At 65.2% G+C, this 18,981-nt stretch carries 16 protein-coding genes; 8 read left to right on the top strand and 8 right to left on the bottom strand.

Annotated features, from left to right (window positions below; translation table 11 throughout):
• Positions 1–3: 3 nt before the first annotated feature.
• The 8 genes from ACE2AA_RS07785 to cysQ form a co-directional block, all read right to left on the bottom strand.
• A complete protein-coding gene (locus ACE2AA_RS07785; RefSeq protein WP_141260615.1) occupies positions 4–1,413 on the bottom strand; it encodes a peptidylprolyl isomerase in 1,410 nt (469 codons plus the stop codon).
• Positions 1,406–3,805, bottom strand: coding sequence for an LPS-assembly protein LptD (locus ACE2AA_RS07780; RefSeq protein WP_395371989.1), 2,400 nt, complete (start codon positions 3,803–3,805; stop codon positions 1,406–1,408). The genes ACE2AA_RS07785 and ACE2AA_RS07780 overlap by 8 nt, the downstream gene beginning before the upstream one ends.
• Complete coding sequence (lptG, locus tag ACE2AA_RS07775) at positions 3,805–4,920, bottom strand: LPS export ABC transporter permease LptG (RefSeq protein ID WP_141260613.1); 1,116 nt, start codon at positions 4,918–4,920, stop codon at positions 3,805–3,807. Before lptG ends, ACE2AA_RS07780 begins: the two co-directional genes overlap by 1 nt.
• A complete protein-coding gene (lptF, locus tag ACE2AA_RS07770; RefSeq protein ID WP_141260612.1) occupies positions 4,917–6,083 on the bottom strand; it encodes an LPS export ABC transporter permease LptF in 1,167 nt (388 codons plus the stop codon). The genes lptG and lptF overlap by 4 nt, the downstream gene beginning before the upstream one ends.
• Before the next feature lie 100 nt (positions 6,084–6,183).
• Positions 6,184–7,641 (bottom strand): FAD-binding oxidoreductase, encoded by a 1,458-nt coding sequence (locus tag ACE2AA_RS07765; RefSeq protein WP_395371987.1) that lies wholly within the window; start codon positions 7,639–7,641, stop codon positions 6,184–6,186.
• Positions 7,638–8,261, bottom strand: coding sequence for a hypothetical protein (locus ACE2AA_RS07760; RefSeq protein ID WP_141260610.1), 624 nt, complete (start codon positions 8,259–8,261; stop codon positions 7,638–7,640). The genes ACE2AA_RS07765 and ACE2AA_RS07760 overlap by 4 nt, the downstream gene beginning before the upstream one ends.
• A gap of 38 nt (positions 8,262–8,299) precedes the next feature.
• The gene (locus ACE2AA_RS07755; protein WP_141260609.1) at positions 8,300–9,274 is read right to left on the bottom strand and encodes an L-threonylcarbamoyladenylate synthase; all 975 of its coding nucleotides are present in this window, start codon (positions 9,272–9,274) and stop codon (positions 8,300–8,302) included.
• Positions 9,275–9,283: 9 nt separating this feature from the next.
• Complete coding sequence (gene cysQ / locus ACE2AA_RS07750; protein WP_141300574.1) at positions 9,284–10,069, bottom strand: 3'(2'),5'-bisphosphate nucleotidase CysQ; 786 nt, start codon at positions 10,067–10,069, stop codon at positions 9,284–9,286.
• A 152-nt stretch (positions 10,070–10,221) separates the two neighbouring features.
• On the opposite strand from cysQ, the gene ACE2AA_RS07745 reads away from it, so the two are divergent.
• The 8 genes from ACE2AA_RS07745 (at position 10,222) to ACE2AA_RS07710 (ending at position 18,979) form a co-directional block, all read left to right on the top strand.
• Entirely contained in the window at positions 10,222–11,688 is a 1,467-nt protein-coding gene (locus ACE2AA_RS07745; RefSeq protein WP_395372157.1) for a leucyl aminopeptidase, read from the top strand.
• 42 nt (positions 11,689–11,730) lie between these two features.
• Positions 11,731–12,177 carry a DNA polymerase III subunit chi gene (locus ACE2AA_RS07740; RefSeq protein ID WP_395371985.1) on the top strand — a complete coding sequence of 149 codons (447 nt, stop codon included), beginning with the start codon at positions 11,731–11,733 and terminating at the stop codon, positions 12,175–12,177.
• Between the two features lie 50 nt (positions 12,178–12,227).
• Positions 12,228–13,079 carry an aldo/keto reductase gene (locus ACE2AA_RS07735; RefSeq protein ID WP_141300572.1) on the top strand — a complete coding sequence of 284 codons (852 nt, stop codon included), beginning with the start codon at positions 12,228–12,230 and terminating at the stop codon, positions 13,077–13,079.
• Positions 13,080–13,246: 167 nt separating this feature from the next.
• Entirely contained in the window at positions 13,247–14,899 is a 1,653-nt protein-coding gene (locus ACE2AA_RS07730; protein ID WP_395371983.1) for a hypothetical protein, read from the top strand.
• A gap of 6 nt (positions 14,900–14,905) precedes the next feature.
• The gene (locus tag ACE2AA_RS07725) at positions 14,906–15,874 is read left to right on the top strand and encodes a hypothetical protein (protein WP_395371981.1); all 969 of its coding nucleotides are present in this window, start codon (positions 14,906–14,908) and stop codon (positions 15,872–15,874) included.
• Positions 15,875–15,876: 2 nt separating this feature from the next.
• Positions 15,877–16,425: a hypothetical protein gene (locus tag ACE2AA_RS07720; protein WP_141300570.1), complete on the top strand. Its 549-nt coding sequence runs from the start codon at positions 15,877–15,879 to the stop codon at positions 16,423–16,425.
• Positions 16,422–17,501: a hypothetical protein gene (locus ACE2AA_RS07715; RefSeq protein ID WP_141300568.1), complete on the top strand. Its 1,080-nt coding sequence runs from the start codon at positions 16,422–16,424 to the stop codon at positions 17,499–17,501. The genes ACE2AA_RS07720 and ACE2AA_RS07715 overlap by 4 nt, the downstream gene beginning before the upstream one ends.
• Positions 17,498–18,979: an NADH-quinone oxidoreductase gene (locus ACE2AA_RS07710; protein ID WP_141300763.1), complete on the top strand. Its 1,482-nt coding sequence runs from the start codon at positions 17,498–17,500 to the stop codon at positions 18,977–18,979. The genes ACE2AA_RS07715 and ACE2AA_RS07710 overlap by 4 nt, the downstream gene beginning before the upstream one ends.
• Positions 18,980–18,981 lie beyond the last annotated feature (2 nt).

Raw genomic sequence — 18,981 nt, 5'->3', positions numbered from 1 at the left:
CGATCAGGTCTTGGAACGCATGTCGATGATCGCGCGGCGCTGCAGGTCACGGTTCAGCTGCCGTGATGTCTGTTCCACGCGTTCGTTCATCAGGTGGTCGGCAATCTGGCTGGGGGTCTGGATGGCGATGTTGCGCTCTTCACGGGTGCAGACCATCAGCACCAGGATACCTTCGCCCGAAACCAGGGGCTTGCTGGTCTTGCCCGGGCCAAGCGGCTCAAGTATTTCGCGCATCTGGGGGTTGAGGTGGTTCAGCATGAGTTCGCCGGGATCACTGGGGTGCTTTTCCCCCAGTTTCTTGTTCTCGGCTTCCATCTGGTCACAGTTTTTGGCTTCGTTGGCAAAAGCCGTGGCGGTGTCCAGTGTCGATTTCTGCTGGTCGGTCGGGTTTTCCGGGTCCAGGGGCGTGTCAAAGGGGAAGAAAACCTGTCGGATGGTCAGGATAGTGGTCATCTGGTGACCCACCGTCCGCCGTTCGGCAATGGTGGCGATGACGTAGCCACCTGCGACACGGATGGGGTTGGAAATGGCGCCGTCAGGCATCTTGCGCGCCACGTCCACCACCTGCGGGTCCAGCCCGTCTTCCTGCGTCCAGCCCATCATGCCGCCGTCCAGTGCGCTCTGCCCCTGCGAGAACTGGGCGGCGACAATGGGGAAGGGCGCGCCCTCACGCAGTTCCTGAATGATGGTCTCGGTGAATTTCAGTTCGTTTTCCGTATGGCGGGGATCGTCCACCGGCACGAAAATCTCGCTGATCATGTATTCCGGCTTGCCATCCTCGCGCTTCAGCGCGGCCATGCGCTGCTCGATCTCGGATGCGGTGATGCGGCCATGCTCGGCCGTTTCCTGACGCAGCACCTGCGACCAGCCGATCTGCACACGGATCTGGTCAATCAGCGTGGTCAGCGATACGCCATCTTCCGCCAGCTTGTTGCGCAGGGCGTTCTGGGGCATGCCGTTACGCTGCTCGATGCCCGCTATGGCGTCCCCGATCTGCTGGATCGGCACGTTGATGTGGCGGTCGAGCATTTCCTGCATACGCAGTTTTTCATCAATCAGCTGCCGTACGATCTGCGGGCGCAGCCGCTGCATCACGTCGTCGCTGACATCCAGCCCCGATGACAGGGCGAACAGCCGCCCGCGCGTATCGACATCGCGCTTGGTCAGTACCGCACCATTCACTGTGGCGATGATGGCGTCCTGATCTTCCGCCGCCTGCGCCTGCTGGGCAATGGCGCGGGCCGTGCGGGCACCGGCCGCCTGTTCGTGGCCCACCAGCGCCACACATGCCAGCAGGGTTGCCGCAAGGGTGCGGCCCATACGGCCCCGCTGCGATGCGGGGGAGAAAACAGCGCCACGGGCGGTGGGGAAGAAGGACATCCAGCTCGGTCTTTCGCGCATCAGGTCAGCCATTGATACCAAATGTACCGATGGTTTTGAACGTAAGGGAGAACATTACGGTTGAATTGCTCTGTTGGCCACCAATCGTGGTGTATTGCTTGAGATACATGACATCCAGCCCGAAACAGTCATTCTGGTAACCTGCGTCACCACCCACCGCGACGCTTTCCTTGCGCGACAGGCTGCGGCGCAGGTAGGCGGCAATGTGCCAGTTGTCCCAGTTGGACGCAGCCCCCACCGTCAGTTCGCTGACGGGTTTGTAATAAACGTTAGGCGCCGCCTGGGCGTAAGGACGCTGGGCATAATAATAATAGGGCGTGACCGGTTCGAACAGATAGCCGCCCGTAACACGGAAATGGCTGAAACCCGCACTGCCCAGCGCATCAGCGAAATCGACCTTGCCGCCATAGGGGTCAAGCCGCATCTTGCCATCAAAATCAAAGAACTGGTTGGGTATGATATGCGTGCCCATCACCACATCCGACAGATGATGGTTCAGACCGGAATAGGGGATGCGGTTGTGGTCGATATGTTCCTGGAAGCTTTCACCGATCAGCACATCGATCTGGTGGCCGTTCCATGTCCAGTTGTTATGCAGCCCGACATTGGCGCGCAGGCCGCCATCCAGCCGGTCCGTGCCGGCATAGCGGTTGAGCGAGAACAGCGTGGAATCCGTGAATTCATACGACAGGCTGTCTTCGTTGGGAATGTTGCGCGACGTACTGTTACCCGTATTGGGGGCGGCCAGGAACTGCACGATGGGTTCAAGGATCTGGGTGCCGGTATTGTGGTTGAAGCTGCGCAGGAAGGGCCAGTTCATCTTCAGGCCCACGGTGGGCAGCACCTGTCCCTCCACCTGTGCGCGGGTGGTCCGGGCGTAATTGGGCTGCTGGTTCAGTTCGGTCGCGCGATGGATGGCCGATTCAACATGCAGGGTCAGGTTCCATATCTGTCCCAGCGAGTTGTGGAACGGCCGGTCCCAGTTGAGCGAAAGCTGACCGCGCTGGTCCGATGTCCCGTTTTCACGATAGACGTAGAAATCCGTCGTATCGAGGCTGAACCGCCCGCCCAGTGAATCCGGCTGGCCAAAATAGCTGTAGGTGTAGCGCGGCAGCACCCACGGCAGGTCCTGGTTGTGGATGACGCCCTGGTTCATGCCCTGGTAGCCTTCGGCATCAAGGCGTGAATACGATCCCGTGCCGAACCCTTCCAGGTAGACGTTGGAATTGAGCGTATCCTGTCCATACCCGCTGACGCGGTAGTCACGCATGAAGTTGGGTGAACTGGCCCAGCGTATGTTCGCACCCGCCCGCCACGTCTTGTTGATCGAGATCTGGCCGTTGGCGAAGATATAGCCCTGTATGCCGTGGTTGTTCGAACTGTCCACCTCCTGCCCGAAGGTGTTGACGTAATCGGTGTCACGATGGGTATCGTACGCGATGCCGCCGGTCAGGTTCAGGCGCGCATTGCTGAAATAGCGGCGGTAGTTCGCCGTAAGCTCAGGCCCCGTCCGGGTGGAGAACAGCCCCTGCAGCGTGACATCCGACTGGCGGTCAATGACCCAGTAATAGGGAATGGTGACATACGTGCCCAGGTAACGGTCATGCGGGGTGAAGCCGGGGGTCAGGAAGCCGCTCTGCCGCCGGACTGACGGGTCGGTCATCGAGAACGCGGGCAGGTAGAAAACCGGCACCCCGAAAAAGTCCACGAACGCGTCACGGAATTCCAGCCGCTTGTGCTGCATGTCATGCGTGGCGTCATAGGCGCGCAGCTGCCAGAATGGCGCGCGTTCAGGGTGGCGGGCGCATATTTCACACGCTGTATAGACCACGCGCGTCAGGTCGTTGACCTTGGCGCCGGTGCGGCGCATGCCGTTTGCGGCCATGCGCGCATTGTCCTGCATGCGGACATACAGGCGGGTCATGATGCCGTCGCGCATGCCGTTGCTCAGTTCGGCATATTCGGTAAACAGCACCGTGCCGTCGGGTTCCACCATGGCCACGTTGCCACGGGCCGAGGCTATGCCCGTATTGCGGTCATACACAACCTTGTCGGCGCGCATGATCTGGTCATTCTGCCATAGCTGGACATTGCCGGTCCATGTCGCGATGCCGTTGCGGCTGTCATAGGCGACATGGTCGGCCTGGAACGTCATCGGGTCTGTATTGGAAACCGTGCCGGAAAAGCTGACGGGCGCCTGTGGCTGGCTCTTGGGGGCATGGATGGGCCTGCTGCGCCTGGGACCGTCGGGCGGCGTGTCCGCATGGGCCGTGCCGGACATCTGCGCGCACATCATCCCCCCCAGCATGGTGGCCGAAAGCAGAAACCCACGCGGAAACTGCCGCAGAACGGCAGAAAGCCGTGGCGGTGACGGCGCGCGCGTGAAGGGGGTGGGACGGTCCATTAACCGTCCTCTAGATGAAGAAGCAGCGTGACTGCAAGACAAAGCCCGGCCCCGGTGGGGGCCCATGCAGCAAGAAGGGGCGGCAATGTGCCCGTTTCACCAAACTGGGCGGCGATTTTCGACAGCGCAAACAGGGCAAAACCGGCTGCAACCCCGAAGCTTATCATGCGTATGACCCCGCCACGTCGTGCGGGCCGCATGGAAAATCCCGCCGCCACCAGGGCCATGGTGCCTGACAGGACCGGCAGCGTAAGCAGGGTCTGGAAATGCAGCCGGTGGCGGATGGTGGAAAAGCCCGAGCGTTTCAGCTGCCGGATGAAACCTGGCAGCGCCCAGACCGACAATGTGTCGGGGGAGGCAAAACTTTCCTCCACCCCCGCCAGCGTCAGGTCGGCATGAAGTGTCATTTCGCCCATATCGACGGGCAGTTCATCGGGGCGTAGCTGGCGGGCGGAATCAAGGACCCAGCGCTCCTTGCCCAGATATCCGCTCCGGGCTTCGATGCGGGTCAGCAGGTTATCATCAGGGCCAAGCCGGAAAATGGTGATGTCGCGGATATGCAGCACGCTGCCCGTCAGCTTGACATGGCGCGCGTGGATGATGTCCACCCCATGGTCCACCAGCCCGTTATCCCCCTGCCGCAACCACAGTGTGCCCCCGCTCAGGTTGAGTGACTTGCCGTTGTTGTCGCGCAGGTACTGGCGGTCCAGCATTTCCGCCCGCCGGTACATGACCGATGAAAGAGGGGAGATGCAGGTGGTGGCCACCGTCCCGATCAGCACGGCGCACGTGACCGGCCCCGCCAGGAACTGCCACGCCGAAATGCCCGCCGCCCGCGCCACCACCAGTTCCGATGAACGCGCCAGCCGCCAGAAACATATGATCCCGCCCAGCAGGATGCCGAAGGGCAGGATTTCAAGACAGGCGAAGGGGATGTGCAGGAAGGCGATCTGACTGACCAGCGAGGTCGGCACGCTGGGACGCGTGGAAACCCGGCGCAACAGGTCGATGAAGTCGAACATGGTGATCAGCCCGGTCAGGAAGGCGATCACCGACAGCGTGGCATAGGTGAATTGCCGGGCGATGTACAGCGACAGCGTGAAGGCAAGCTTCATGGGCGCGTGCCGCCCGCGACTGCCCGGGCTTCACGGTCGGCGCGCAGTTCGGGCCAGAACAGGATGACCGCGCAGATCACGCCCGGCCCGATCGTGCAGACCCACATGAGCGGCATGAGCTGCAGGTTGCGCGACGCGAGGTTCTGCACCAGCAGCGTCAGCGCCTGCACCGCGACCACGGTCAGTATGGCCAGCACCGGACGCAGTATGCTGGCCTGCCGGGAATAACTGCCGCCCATCGCCCCCACCAGCCCGATCATGGCAAAGGAAAAGGCGCAGAAGGGGGTGCTGAGCCTGCGCCACGCCTCGATGAACATCTTGCTTTCATCCCGGCGCGAATACAGTCGCATGTCAGGGTGAAGCAGTTGCGAGATTGGCAGTTCATTGGCATCGGGCAGGCGTGTATGCGCGGAGTGCGGGCTGGACAGGTCGATCGTGTTGCGGGTGAAGGTCAGCACGTTCAGCCGCCCGGTATGGCTGTCGATTTCCTGCCGTGACCCGTTGAACAGCACCACACGCGGCTGGTCATTCATGATGACCAGATTGCCTTCTTCCGCCAGTATGGTGGCTTCCGCGCCGGGGGTGCGGTCGTCTTCCACCATGATGCCGTGCAGCGTGCCATCCTTGTCTCTTGCGCGGATATACACGGTCATGTTGTCCGATACCTGCGTGAACACCCCGTCCTGCACCAGGAAGGCGGCCATGCGGTTGCGGATCTGGAATTCGTACTGGCGGAAGGCATGGTATGAAACCGGCACGATCCATACATTCAGCACCAGGCATGCCGCCGTTGCGATGGCGGCGCAGGCCAGTCCCGGTCGCGCCATCATGGCGGGCGACAGCCCGGCTGCCTGCATGACCGTCAGTTCCCGGTCGGTGCCAAGGCGTTGGTAGATGAACTGCACCACCACAAACGTGGTGATGGGCAGGATGACCGCGATGAAGGAGGGGATCAGCAGGCTGGTCAGTTCCAGAAACACGCGTAGCGACAGCCCACGGCCCACCACCAGTGATACGAAGTGCAGGGACTGGGTCAGCCAGATCAGCGTCACCAGCGCGCCCGTGGTCGCGACCAGCGCCAGTAGAAGCTGGCGCAGCATGTAGCTGTCCAGAATCGACAGGCGCGGCGCAAGGCGGTCAGGGACGGGACGGACGGCGGGCATGCCCCTGTCTACCCCTGTTCCCGCCGGTGCAAAAGGGGTGATCCCTTCATGCATTGGGGTTGGCCCCGGCCTTCAGTCCGCCGCGCGGATGGCGGCGGCCTCATGTCCCCGGTGCGACGGGCGGCAGGACCTTGCCGGGGTTCATGAGGTTTTTCGGGTCAAGGGCGGCCTTGATGTGGCGCATGGCCGCCAGTTCCGCACCACCACGCCATGACGGCATCATGTAGGGCTTGAGCTGACCCACCCCGTGCTCGGCCGAGAACGAACCATCAAGCTCCTTCACGATCGTCGCCACCGTATCCATGATGTCATGGCTGCGGGCCAGGAAGGCGTCTGGCGCCATGCCTTCGGGCTGGACCAGATTGAAGTGGATGTTGCCGTCACCCATGTGGCCGAACGGGGCAGGGCGGATGCCGGGGATCAGCTTTTCGCATGCGGCGCTGGCGCGCTCGATCAGTTCGGGCACGTGGGTCACGGGCACCGACACGTCGTTCTTGACGCTCGCACCCGCGCGGCGCTGGGCTTCGGCATGTTCTTCACGCAGTTTCCACAGGCCCGTGCGCTGGCCCTCGCTTTCGGCTATGACGGCGTCGGTGATGATGCCTTCCTCCAGCGCGTCCCCCAGCACGTCCTCGGCATATTCGCGCAGGTCGGCATCGGGGCGTGGGGTCGCCAGTTCCAGCAGCACGTAGGCGGGTGCCCGTTCCCCCAGCGGCAGGGTCGTGCCGGGGATCAGGTCGATCACCATGTCCATGCCCGTGCCGGACATGAACTCGAACGCCTGCAGCAGCGCCGGGTCGCGCGCGCGCAGAAGACCCAGCAGCTTCAGCGCGGCTTCGGCGTCGTCCACCGCGCACAGGGCGGCTTCGATCGCGCGCGGCTGCGGGTGCAACTGCATGATGGCCGTGGTGATGAACCCCAGTGTGCCTTCGGACCCGATCAGAAGCTGGCGCAGGGCATAACCCGTATTGTCCTTGCGCAGGCGGCGCAGGCCATGGAACACCCCGCCATCGGGCATGACCGCTTCCAGCCCCAGCACCAGTTCACGTGCATTGCCGTAGCGCAGGGTGTTGTTGCCGCCTGCGTTTGTCGCCAGCACGCCGCCAATCTGCGCCGACCCTTCGGACGAGATGGACAGCGGCAGCATGAACCCGGCCTCCTTTGCCGCGTCCTGTGCCGCCTTCAGCGTGACGCCGGCCTCGATTTCCATGGTCAGGTCATGGGGATCGATGTTGCGGATACGGTTCATGCGCGACAGGCAGATGACGACTTCACGCCCGCTGCCATCCGGCGTGGCACCCCCCACCATGCTGGTGTTGCCCCCCTGCGGCACCATGGGCACGTCATGTTCGTTACAGAACTGCACAAGTCGTGACAGTTCTTCCGTGCTGGCGGGACGCAGTACCGCCAGCGCGCGGCCATGATACAGGTTGCGCCAGTCGGTGCAGTAGGATGCGGTATCGGTTTCATCCGTAATCACGCCCACCGGCCCCAGCATGTCGGTAAAACGGGCAATCAGGTCCTGCCGTGCCGGTGCGGTGGGGGGGGAGACGGTCATGACGGCATATTTCCTGCAAGAAGGGGGTGGGAGGGCGGCATGAGCCACGCCTGCCCGTGATGATGGACCGGCGGATAGGTGGCGCTGGCCTGCGCCGGGCTGCCGGACATGAACAGGTGCCACGTTTCGGTCAGGGCGAAGCCGGTCAGGGCACCCACCGCCGCCGCCACAAGCAGGCCCGAACGGCGTGGGGGGGGGCGGTGGGACTGCACGGCCGACGACAGGGCGGCCTGTGTTTCGGCACGGGCCTGCCGTGTCAGGTTCAGTTCCGAACGCAGCGCTTCGTTATTCACCTTCAGGTCGCGTATTTCCGTGTCCAGCCTGCGGATGCTTTCCGTCAGCTGGGAAATGCGCTGGTGCGACTCCTGAATCTCTTTCGCGGCCGCCGCACTGGCTTTCGTGGCGCGGGGGGCGCGTGGCTTTGCCGGTGCCTTTTTCGGGGGATTGGGGGCAATGGCGGCAAACAGGTTTTTCAGCGCGCCACCCGTCACCTGGTTTTTCCTGGCCCGGGAGCGGATGGCGGCCAGCGCGTTTTCCGACTGGCCTGCATGGTCTTCCAGTACGAGTGCAAGGATATCCGAAAGGATTTTCAGTTCCTTGGGGTCGATTGTGTCGCTCATTTCAGGGGCACCGGGGTCGGATCATGCGGTTGAAACTATTATGCTCGCGGGCTGGCCGCACGGATCAGGCGGTCACGGATCGCACGGCCCAGCCCATGACCGGGCACATGCTGCACCGCAATCCTGACCAGTCCCCGGCGGTGACCCTCCATATCAAGAAACCGCAGCCCCGCGAAGAGGCGCGCTGCCGCTTCGTGCAAATCACCCGCTTCACTCAGGTTCCACACCAGCGCGCTGCCGGGCAGCGGGGGACCGAATGCCAGCAGGGCCTCATCGGGGGCCACGGCCGTTGCCTCCAGCCGTACCGGCAGGCCGGGCGCGTAATGCGATGAAAGCTGGCCGGGGGCAGCGGGGCGGACATCGTTGCGGCCCGTGGGCAGGGCCAGTGGCATACCGCATGCGTCTTCCAGCGCTTCCAGCGTGATGCCGCCGGGGCGCAGCAGGACAGGGATGTCACCGCCAAGGTCGATGATTGTGCTCTCCACGCCAATGCTGCATGGCCCGCAGTCAAGGACCGCGTCAATGCGGCCATCCAGCCCCGCCAGCACATGCTGCGCGTCGGACGGGCTGACCCGGCCAGACGGGTTGGCCGAAGGGGCCACGACCGGAAACCCGCATGCCGCCAGCAGGGCCTGCGTGGTGGTCCCCGCCGGGACCCGCACGGCAGCGGTGGGCAGGCCCGCGGTCGCGATGGGGGAAATGCCGCAATGCGCGGCACGTGGCAGCACCATGGTCAGCGGCCCGGGCCAGAACCGTTCAGCCAGCCTGCGTGCAAGCGTGCTGGCCTGCACCTGCGCGAAAGCTGCCTCCCCATTTGCAAAATGGCTGATCAGCGGGTTGATGCCCGGCCGTCCCTTGGCCGTATAGATGGCGGCGACGGCATCATCATTGCCCGCATCCGCCCCAAGGCCGTAAACCGTTTCCGTCCCGAAGGCGACCAGGCCGCCCGCGCGCAGGATGGTGGCGGCGGTGGCGATCCCCTGCGGGTCGTTATGCAGCAGGCGTGTGTGCATGGGCGCGCGTCAGGCCGCGCCGCGACACAGGAAATGCGGGTTACGGAAGCCGGGCTTGCCATAGCCCAGCACCTTGCCATCTGGCGTGGTGATGGACCCGCCCGCGGCTTCGACAACGGCCTGCGGGGCGGCGGTGTCCCATTCCATGGTGGTGCCAAGGCGGGGATAAAGGTCGGCCACCCCTTCGGCCACGCGGATGAACTTGGCCGCAGACCCGATATTGCCCAGATGGGCAATTGTATGCCCGCCCAGGAATTCCTTCAGGCGCGGATCATCGGCATAATGGCGCGACGCCAGCACGGTCAGCCCTTCCGCAGGGGGCGTGCGGACATGGATGGCCTGCGTGCCGTGGGCATCGATGCGAAACGCCCCGCGTCCGGCACCCGCGCCATAAAGCTGGTGATAGGCCGGAAGGGCCACGGCCCCCAGCACCGGGCGGCCGTCGCGCACCAGACCGATATTGACGGTGAAATCGTCGCGCCCGGCGGCGAATTCCCGCGTGCCATCCAGCGGGTCCACCAGCCAGAACTCTGATCCGGTATCGGTCATGATGCCAGCCGCGACTTCTTCTTCCGCCACGACGGGAATGGCGGGGGCGTGGGCGCGCAGCCCCGCAAGGATATGTTTTTCCGCTGCGTGGTCGGCTTCGGTCACGGGGGAACTGTCGGTCTTGACCCTGGTCGCGAACCCGCGTGCGCGGATGGCGCGGATCAGTTCGGCGGCCTCATCGGCAAGGCGCAGGGCCAGATCCAGAAGGAATCCGTCCTCATATGCTGGCATGGATGGCGTATTCATGCTGTTCGCATTAGCTTACTCACGGCGCGCCGTCATGCCCTTATCGGTGCCGATGGCCCCGGACAGGGGTGTACCGGTCCGGGGCGCGGCGTGCTGGCACGGGAATTTATCCTGCCTGCCCAACACCTTCGTAGCGGAGCACCGTGACCCATATGCCCGATATCGCCTTTTCCGATGCAAGCCTGCCCACCAGTGGCACCATTGCCATCCTTGCCGCCCCCGGCGCACCCGCGGGGGCCTTCGCTGCGCTGGACGCGGCGGTGGGTGGCGCGCTGACCCGTGCGGCGAAGGCCGCAAGATTCGGCTTCGATGCGGCAAAAACCTGCGTCGTGCTCGCACCCGGCGCGGGATATGATCGCGTGATCATGGTGGGGCTGGGCAATGTGGCCGCACTTGACGCCACCGTGGCCGAACGGGCGGGCGTCGCGGCCGCGCGCGCCCTGTCCGATGCGGGAGCCACCGGCGTGGTCGTGGCGGATACGGTTGCCCCCGACCTTGCGGCCCACGTGGCGCTGGGCATCGTGCTGGGCAGCTACCGTTTCGATTCGTACCGCACCCAGCCGCGCAAGGGCGAGGCGGGGCCGCTGGTGAACGTGACCGTGGCCTGTGCAGACTCGGCGCACGCCAGCACGGCATGGCAGCCGCTTGCGGCAGTGGCGCGTGGCGTGTGCCTGTGCCGTGATCTTGTATCCGAACCCGCGAACATGCTGCGTCCGCCCGAATTCGAACAGCGCATCCTTGCCCTGCGTGACCTGGGCATCGAAGTCGAGGTGCTGGATCGCGACGCCATGCACAGGCTGGGCTTCGGCGCGCTGCTGGGGGTGGCGCAGGGCAGCGATGCGCCGCCGCGTACGGTCATCATGCGCTGGAATGGCGGTGCGGAGGGGGATGCTCCGGTGGCCTTCGTCGGCAAGGGCGTGACCTTTGATTCGGGCGGCATCTCGATCAAGCCCGCCGCTGGCATGGACGAAATGAAGACCGATATGGCCGGTGCCGCCGCCGTGGTCGGCACCATGGCGGCGCTGGCGGGGCGCAAGGCGAAGGTGAACGCCATCGGTGTCGTGGGACTGGTGGAAAACATGCTGTCAGGCAACGCGCAGCGTCCGGGCGATATCGTGCGCACGGCGGCGGGCCAGACGGTGGAAGTGCTGAATACCGATGCCGAAGGCCGCCTCGTGCTGGCAGATGTGCTGTGGTACACGCAGGATCGTTTCAAGCCGCGTTTCATGGTCAATCTCGCCACCCTGACCGGGGCGATCGTGGTCAGCCTGGGTATCGAACGCGCGGGCCTGTTTTCCAACAGTGACGAACTGGCGGGCCACCTGTCGGCCACGGGTGAAAAGACCGGCGAGAAGCTGTGGCGCATGCCCATGGACGCCGCCTACCTTGAACTGCTGCGTTCGGATATCGCGGACCTCAAGAACATCGGCGGTCGTCCCGGCGGCTCGATCACGGCGGCCAAGTTCCTTGAATGCTTCGTGAACGACGTGCCGTGGGCGCATCTGGACATCGCGGGCACGGCGTTTACATCCAAGGCGACATCGCATGCGCCCAAGGGGGCGACCGGCTTTGGTGTGCGCCTGCTCGATCGCATGGTCGGCACGTATTACGAGGGGTAATGCCTGCCCCGCGCGGCAGGCCGGATCGGAACGGGGAACTCCATGGCGCAGATCGGCTTCTATCACCTGACGCGTTCACCGGCGCTGGCAGTCCTGCCTGCGCTGCTGGGCCGTACGCTGGCGGCGGGAAAGAGGGCGGTGGTCCGCTGTGCCACAGCGGAACGGGTGCAGGAGCTTGATGAAGGGCTGTGGCGGGCGACCGATCCGCTATGGCTTCCCCATGGCACGCAGGCCATGGGGCATGGGCCCTGGCAGCCGATCTGGCTGACGGAAGGCGCGGATGTACCCAATGGTGCGACCTTCGCCTTCCTGCTTGACGGGGTGGAAGCGCCCGACCTTTCCCCTTTCGAACGGGTGTTTGACCTGTTTGACGGCCATGATGAAACCGCCGTCACTGCCGCGCGCAAACGCTGGGCGGCATGGCGTGATGGTGGCCATGAACTGAGCTACTGGCAACAGCAGCCCAAAGGCTGGGCGCGTCGCAAATAGTCACCACCGTACCACGGCGGTGACGGGATGGACGAAAGGCAGGTTGCGCAATGAAGACGGTTACTTTCCCCAATGGCACCACGGTGCCCGCGCTGGGCATGGGCACATGGAACATGGGGGACAGCGACAGCCGCCGCGCGGATGAGATAAAGAGCATCCACGCAGGCCTCGACGCGGGTATCCGTGTTGTGGACACGGCGGAAATGTATGGCTCCGGCCGTTCCGAAAAACTGGTGGGCGAGGCGATCAGGGGGCGACGCGATGATGTGTTCCTTGTCAGCAAGGTTGTCCCTTCCAACGCATCGCGCAATGGCGTGCGCAGGGCATGCGCCGCGTCACTGAAGCGGCTGGGTACCGATTATCTTGACCTGTACCTGCTGCACTGGCCCGGCAGCGTGCCGCTGGAGGAAACGCTGGCCGGATTCGATGACCTGGTTGACGCGGGCATGATCCGTAGCTGGGGTGTCTCCAACTTCGATGCCGATGGCATGCGTGAGGTCGAAAGCATACCGGCCAGTACGCCGTGTGCCGCCAATCAGGTGCTGTACAGCCTGGATTACCGCGGGGTGGAATTCGACCTGCTGCAACGCGACCGCGATGCGGGCATCGTGACCATGGCCTATTCCCCGCTGGGGCAGGGCGGTGACCTGCTGCGCGCGCCTGTGCTCAGGCATATCGCGCAGCGGCACACGACATCTCTTGGGCCTGCCACAACGGCGCAGATCGCGCTGGCATGGGTGCTGCGGCAGGAAAATGTGCTGGCCATTCCCAAGGCGGGCAGCCCGCGTCACCAGCACGAAAACCTTGCCGCGACCGAGATCACCTTGACGCGCGATGATCTGGCGCAGATTGATGAAGCCATAGCGCCGCCGCGCCGCAAGGAGCCGCTGGCCATGATCTGACCCGCCCGGCCTTCCGGGCGGCATTCGGGAGGGCTGTCATCATTCCTGTCATCCTTGTCGTAACCGTAATGCTGGTGGGGATGGCATGTGCCCTGCCGGCCTGCTGGTCACGGTCGGCTGCGGGAATGGTGCCCGCCTTGCGCTGCGGATGGCTGGCCATATGCGTCATGGCCGTCCTGTCCTGCCTTGGGGTCGTGCTGCCAGGCGGGATCGTGGCATGGGCCGGTTTTTCTGGTAATGCGCGCGATGTCGCCCTGCTGGTGCCGCTGGGCATTGTGGGGTTTGCCGCATCCGGCGGGTGTGACCTCGCGGCCTGTGGCGGGGCGGCGCTTGCGGTGATTGGCGGGCCGGTCCTGTCCTGTATGGGGGCGGGATGGATACTGGTCGCGCGTGCGCATGGCCCACATAACGATATTCTGCGCATGGACGTGCGACAGGCGCCTGATCTGATTGCGCTGCTGCTTATGGCGGCGGTGCTGGTGTTCCCGGCCCATGCGGGCTGGCTGCTGCCCGGCCTGTGCTGGCTGGCCACGCGCGGGCTGCTGGGGCTTTCCTTTTCCCCGCGTGTGGCACCGCGTGGCCTGCACCCTTTCCACATGACCGATATCGCCGCGATGGTCGCCGCCATGGCGTTGTGGGGGCACCTGCCTGCTGGCGGCATGGTGGCGGACATGCGCTGGGGTGGCATGCTGATCGTGGCAGGCTGTCTGTTATACATGACGGCATCGTGGCGGGCGCTGTGCGCGGGTGACGGGCGCAGGGTCATGACGGGCCTGCTGGGGGGTACGGGCGCGCTGGTGATCGTGCTGGCGGGGCTGGGCCTGCTGGCCCGCGCTGATGACCTGCCAGCCATGGCCACATGCGCGGGCCGCACGTCCATGCTGGTCGTGGGCACGCTGCTGACATGGGTGTTCATGGCCCGCGCCATTGATGTGATGGAGCGTGAGGCCGGTGCTCTCGTACTATGCCGCCTGGGGGGGCTGGGTGTGCTGATGCCGCGCCTGTCGGCCCTGTTTTCCATCGGCCTGCTGGCGGAAAGCGGGCTGCCGCCGTTGCTGGGTTTTTCCCTTATCTGGATGCTGCTGCACCTGCTGGCGGCCATGCCGCGCGGCGGTGGACTGGGGGCGGACCTCCCGCTGCTGCTTGCACTTGTGGCGCTGGGGGCAGGGTGGGCGATACGCATGCTTGCACTCGTGCGGATTGTCGCGGTCATGCTGTGTGGCAGGCCACGCACGCCACGTGGGGCCGGGGCGTCCGATCCGCCGGGGCGGGAAATGGTCACCCTGCTGCTGGCTGTGCTGCCGGTGCTGTGTGCCTCCATCTGGCCGGGATACTGGCTCGGGCTGGTGGCAGGACATGGTTCGGGTGGGGTTACGTGGCCGATGATGAATACGATCGCACTGGCGTCGCCCGATGGGGCGGCGGTTCTGCATCCCGCGCGGCTTTGCCTGCTGGTGGCGGTGGTGGGGGGCATGGTTGTGTTGCTGCGGCGCATGGCCTGCCCCACGCCTGCCCGTCAGGTCGCGGGCTGGCAGCAGGGCGCGCCCCCCGTGCCGCCGTGGATGGTGTTTGGCGATCCGCTGACGCAGGTGGGGCCGGGTAATCCCGCGCGCATGCTGCTGGATATGGTGGTGATGCCTGCAGCACGCAGGCGGTTGCTGCGTGATTACGTGCGCCTGCGACGGTGGATGGGGCAGCCATGGCCCGCGCTGGCGCGGTATGCTGGTGATGTGCTGCGGGGTAGCGTCATGGTGTCCGCGCCGGTGGTGGTGGCCATGGCGTGCATGGCGGCGCTGATATTCATCGCGTGGCATGGGTAAGGCTGCATGATGACATCACCTGTCCTTGCCGCGCGGATGCAGGCCCTGCTGCTTGCAGGCTGTCACATGGCGCTGGTCATGGTGACGGTGCCGGTATGGATTGGCCTCTTGCGCTGGATGGCCACCATGATGGAAGGCGAACGCCGCCTGCCGGACCCCACCGCGCACTGGCGCACCCTGCTGCATGCATGGCGGCAGGTGGGTGTGCGTTCGGCGGCTGGCGCGCAGGTCACGGCGGTCGCACCCTGGCTGGCGCTGGCGGCGGGCATGATGGCGGCGTTGCTGGTGCCGTCCTTTGCCACCGGCATGCCCGGTGGCGACCTGTCGGATGTACTGGTTATCGGCGGGTTGCTGGAAATGGCCTTCCTTGCGCTGGTGGTGGCCGCCCTTGCGCCGGGTCTTGCGCGGCCGGGCCATACGGGACTGCGGGTCGTGGCGGGTGGCATCATGATCCAGCCGGTCATGCTGCTGGCATGCGGCGTGCTGGGCATGTGCCTGCCCGATGGCACGCTGGCGGGACTGGTGCGGCAGGCGCATGTGGCGGACATGAACCTTGTGCGCGCGCCGCTGGCGCTGCTTGCCGGTGCACTGGTCGTGGCGGGGGTGGGGGAAGGTGACGGTACGACGTCACGGCTGTCCGCAGCCATGCTGGAGGACCTTGCCGGTCCCGACCGCGCCGTGGCCCAGTATGCGCGTGACCTGCTGGCGGTGGTGTGGATGATGCTGGCGCGTGACCTGATCTGGCCTGAAGGGATTGTGGAACCTGACATCCTGTCGCGTTCATGGGTGCTGGTGCCCATGCTGGTGGCGGTCGCGTTGTGGGTGGCGCATATGCTGCTGGCCTGCGGCTGTGTCGCGGCGATACGGGTTTTCGTGGTGTCGGGACAGCGGCATGCGGGCTGGCGGGCGGGACTGGCGCTGTTATGCGCCGTCATGGCCGGGGTGCTGCTGTTTGCCGGTCGGGGGATAAGCTGACCATGCTTGTGTTGCTGTTCGGTGTTCTGGTCATTCTTTCGCTTTCGACTTCGGGGGGACGGGGTGGTGGCCCGGTCTGGCATGGGGCGTGCATGGCCGCATGCGTATGCCTGTCGCGCTGGGGGCACGAACAGGTCGGGCTGGCCTGCGTGATGGCGGTGGGGCTGGCGGGACTGCTTGGGTTGCTGGGCGTGCAGATGCTGCATATCCCCGCAGGGGAGCGTGAGCGCAGTGGCCTGCGCCTTGCTGGTGGGCTGGCCTGTATCGCGGTGCTGGCGCAGGTCATCATGCAGGGACCGCAGGTGGGCATGACGGCGCGCCTTATGGGCATGACGGGGCTGGCCGCCACCCTGTGTGGCGTGTGGGGGGCATGTATCGCCCGTGGGCCTGTCGCGCTGTGCGCGGGGCTTGCCTGTGGGCTGGATGGCGTCATGCTGCTGGCGGCACGGGTGGATGACAGGCTGGTCATGGCGGAGGTGATTGTCGTGGCGATTGGCCTGAATATCCTGCTGGCTGCATGTCCCCGGTCGCATGGGGGGGGTAAGGCATGATGATGCTGCCGCTTTATGCCAGCCTGCTGGGGGGCTGGATGGTGCTGGCCCTGACCGCCCTGCTGGTAACGGGCGGGACGCTGGCGCTGCGTGGGTTGCTGGCGGTGCTGCTGCTGATCCTGTGTGGCGCGGGAAGCGCGCATTTCCCCGATATGGCGCGGATCATGACGGGATGTGGTCCTGCGCTGGCATTATGCGTGTGGGTTTTCATGCAGCGTCCTGCGCAGGCAACCGCCCCGCGTGGGGCTGGCGTGCTGCCCTTTTTCCTGTCGGGCATCGCGGCCCTGGCCATTGCGTTCGGGCGGTGTGACCTGCTTGGGGTGTTCCTTGGCTGTGGTCTTGTGGCCCGGCTTGGGCTGGCGATCGGGCCGCGTGGGCTGGACCGGGACGGATGGCAGGTGCTGCGCATGGGACTGGGTGGCCTGCTTGTGGCGCAGGGTGGCCTGTTCGTACTGCAGGCGGGCTGGGGACACATGCAGGACCAGGCCGCGGCGATCCTGCTGGTGGGCGGGCTGCTGCTGGCCTGTGGCGTTCCTGGCCGTCCGGGACCGGTTGTTGCGCCCGGATGGAACATGGAAATACTGGCCGTGCTGCCGGTTGTCGCGCGGGCGGCAGATGTCTGGCCGGTGCTGCTGCCGGTCCTGACCTTCATGGGGTGCGTGTGCCTGTCATGGGCTGTTCTGTCGCGGCGGGGACGATCGTTCCCGGGGGACTACTGGACTGGGTGGGCCGTGCTGGCCGCGGGCCTGCCGGATGGTGTCATGGGGGGGCTGCCGCTTGCAGCCTGCCTGCTGGTCATGGCCTGTGTGACACCGTCGGGCGGGCGGCTGTCGGGATCCATGCTATGGCCGCCCTCCCTGCCCGGCATGGCGGCCGTGCTGGTACTCGTGGGGGAAATGGGTGAAATGCCCCCCGTGGCGCTGCTGGCTGGTGCCAGCCTGTGGCCGGTGATGGCGGAACGCACGGGGGCAGGGCATGGCGTGGCATCATGGGCGCAGGCGGCGTTGTTGATGGCCATCGGATGCATGGTGCTCGCCAGTGCTGCGTATTACCAGATGGGGGGAGGATCGTGGTGACGCAGGTGGCGGACCTGATCCGCAGGGGGATGCCTGCGAACTGTAACGGACGGTTCGTTCTGGATGAGGGGGAATGGCGTGACATGGTGGCGGCCCTGTCCCATTCCACCCTGCCACTTCTTGGCCTGTGGTCGGACGGGATGCAGGTGCATGCCCTGTTCATGGAGCAAACGCGCCCCCTGCTGGCCAGTGTCGCGGTAACGGATGGGCGCTACCTTGCCCTGTCCCCCGTGCGGGCCGGGGCCAGTGCGTCTGAACGCATCATTCAGGATCTGTGGGGGATCGAGGCCATGGGGGCTACAGGCTGCGCCCCATGGCTGGATCAGGGGCAATGGCCGGTGACATGGCCCCTGCGTGACCGGCCCCCGCCAGCACCTGCCGCGCCTGAGGGAGTGGAATTCACCGATGACGCAACCATGGTGCGGGCAGGTGGAACCGTGTTGGGCTATGGCCCGGCGGAGGGGGATTTCAACGCGCCTTTTCACCTGCGTCTGGGTCTGCCGGGGGAACGGATCATGCAGGTGCGCTCCCGCATGGGCTATGCCCATCGTGGTCTGTGCGCGCGCATGCGTGGCGCAACCGTGGCGCAGGCCACACAGATGGTGGCCCGGATTGACGCCACGGCTACGGTGGCCCACCAGCAGGCATTTGCTGGCGCGCTGGCTGCGATAGGGGGGAATGCTACGGGGGAAATGGGCGACGCGGACCTGTTCGTGGGGGAACTTGGACGTATCGTGACCCATCTGGATACGTTGACGGTCGCAGCTGAACTGCTGGCGGATAGGCGTTTTGCCATGCCTGCCGCAACCCTTGTGGAACGGTTGCGGCAGGCCTGTCGGGATGTGTATGGCAGTCGCCTGCTGTTTGACGTGCTGCCGCCTGTGGGCGGAGTGGAACGGACACTGTCTATTCCTGCAGAACTGCTGGTGGAACTGCGCGATGGCTGCAGGGCCTTGCAGCGTCTGTTCTGGCGGCCGCGTGGCATGGCCATGCAGGCACGGGGGCGGGGTATCCTGTCGGCGGATATCGCCGATTACTGGGGCATTGCCGGATGCGTGGGACGGGCAGGCGGCATTGAATCCGACCTGCGCCCCTATATCTCGCGTGTGCGTCATGGATGGCCGGATGGGTACCACGCAATGGCGGGCGATGTGGCCGCACGGCTTGGCCTGCGTCTGCATGAAGTCGAAACGGCGGTGGAAATGCTGTCCACGCTGGACACGGCGCGGTGCCTGACAGCACCTGTGCCGGGCGATGACTATGGGTCGGGCGAGGGGATCGGTTGTGTTGAAGGACCGACAGGGCCGGTCTGGCACTGGCTGCGGGTTGAAAAGGGCCGGGTGGCAGCATGGTGGTGCGGTGATCCGTCCCTGCTGCTGTTTCAGGCACTGCCGCAGGTATTATCCGGCGCGGTGTATGAGGATGTGCCGCTGATCCTTGCCTCCCTCGGCCTGTCGGCTGCGGCGGCCGACCTGTAGGA

Source organism: Komagataeibacter diospyri (assembly GCF_043995075.1).
Lineage (GTDB): Bacteria > Pseudomonadota > Alphaproteobacteria > Acetobacterales > Acetobacteraceae > Komagataeibacter > Komagataeibacter diospyri.
The sequence above is the reverse complement of the archived record's forward strand: the minus strand, read 5'-3'. Positions and strand labels throughout refer to the sequence as shown.

Excerpts from the sequence above, each read along its gene's own strand:
- cysQ (WP_141300574.1), bottom strand. The coding sequence starts at position 10,069 with ATGAATACGCCATCCATGCCAGCATATGAGGACGGATTCCTTCTGGAT.
- ACE2AA_RS07765 (WP_395371987.1), bottom strand. The coding sequence starts at position 7,641 with ATGACCGTCTCCCCCCCCACCGCACCGGCACGGCAGGACCTGATTGCC.
- ACE2AA_RS07760 (WP_141260610.1), bottom strand. The coding sequence starts at position 8,261 with ATGAGCGACACAATCGACCCCAAGGAACTGAAAATCCTTTCGGATATC.
- ACE2AA_RS07725 (WP_395371981.1), top strand. The coding sequence starts at position 14,906 with ATGATGACATCACCTGTCCTTGCCGCGCGGATGCAGGCCCTGCTGCTT.
- ACE2AA_RS07730 (WP_395371983.1), top strand. The coding sequence starts at position 13,247 with ATGGCCGTCCTGTCCTGCCTTGGGGTCGTGCTGCCAGGCGGGATCGTG.
- ACE2AA_RS07755 (WP_141260609.1), bottom strand. The coding sequence starts at position 9,274 with ATGCACACACGCCTGCTGCATAACGACCCGCAGGGGATCGCCACCGCC.
- ACE2AA_RS07740 (WP_395371985.1), top strand. The coding sequence starts at position 11,731 with ATGGCGCAGATCGGCTTCTATCACCTGACGCGTTCACCGGCGCTGGCA.
- ACE2AA_RS07780 (WP_395371989.1), bottom strand. The coding sequence starts at position 3,805 with ATGGACCGTCCCACCCCCTTCACGCGCGCGCCGTCACCGCCACGGCTT.
- ACE2AA_RS07735 (WP_141300572.1), top strand. The coding sequence starts at position 12,228 with ATGAAGACGGTTACTTTCCCCAATGGCACCACGGTGCCCGCGCTGGGC.
- ACE2AA_RS07785 (WP_141260615.1), bottom strand. The coding sequence starts at position 1,413 with ATGGCTGACCTGATGCGCGAAAGACCGAGCTGGATGTCCTTCTTCCCC.
- ACE2AA_RS07720 (WP_141300570.1), top strand. The coding sequence starts at position 15,877 with ATGCTTGTGTTGCTGTTCGGTGTTCTGGTCATTCTTTCGCTTTCGACT.
- lptG (WP_141260613.1), bottom strand. The coding sequence starts at position 4,920 with ATGAAGCTTGCCTTCACGCTGTCGCTGTACATCGCCCGGCAATTCACC.
- ACE2AA_RS07745 (WP_395372157.1), top strand. The coding sequence starts at position 10,222 with ATGCCCGATATCGCCTTTTCCGATGCAAGCCTGCCCACCAGTGGCACC.
- lptF (WP_141260612.1), bottom strand. The coding sequence starts at position 6,083 with ATGCCCGCCGTCCGTCCCGTCCCTGACCGCCTTGCGCCGCGCCTGTCG.
- ACE2AA_RS07715 (WP_141300568.1), top strand. The coding sequence starts at position 16,422 with ATGATGATGCTGCCGCTTTATGCCAGCCTGCTGGGGGGCTGGATGGTG.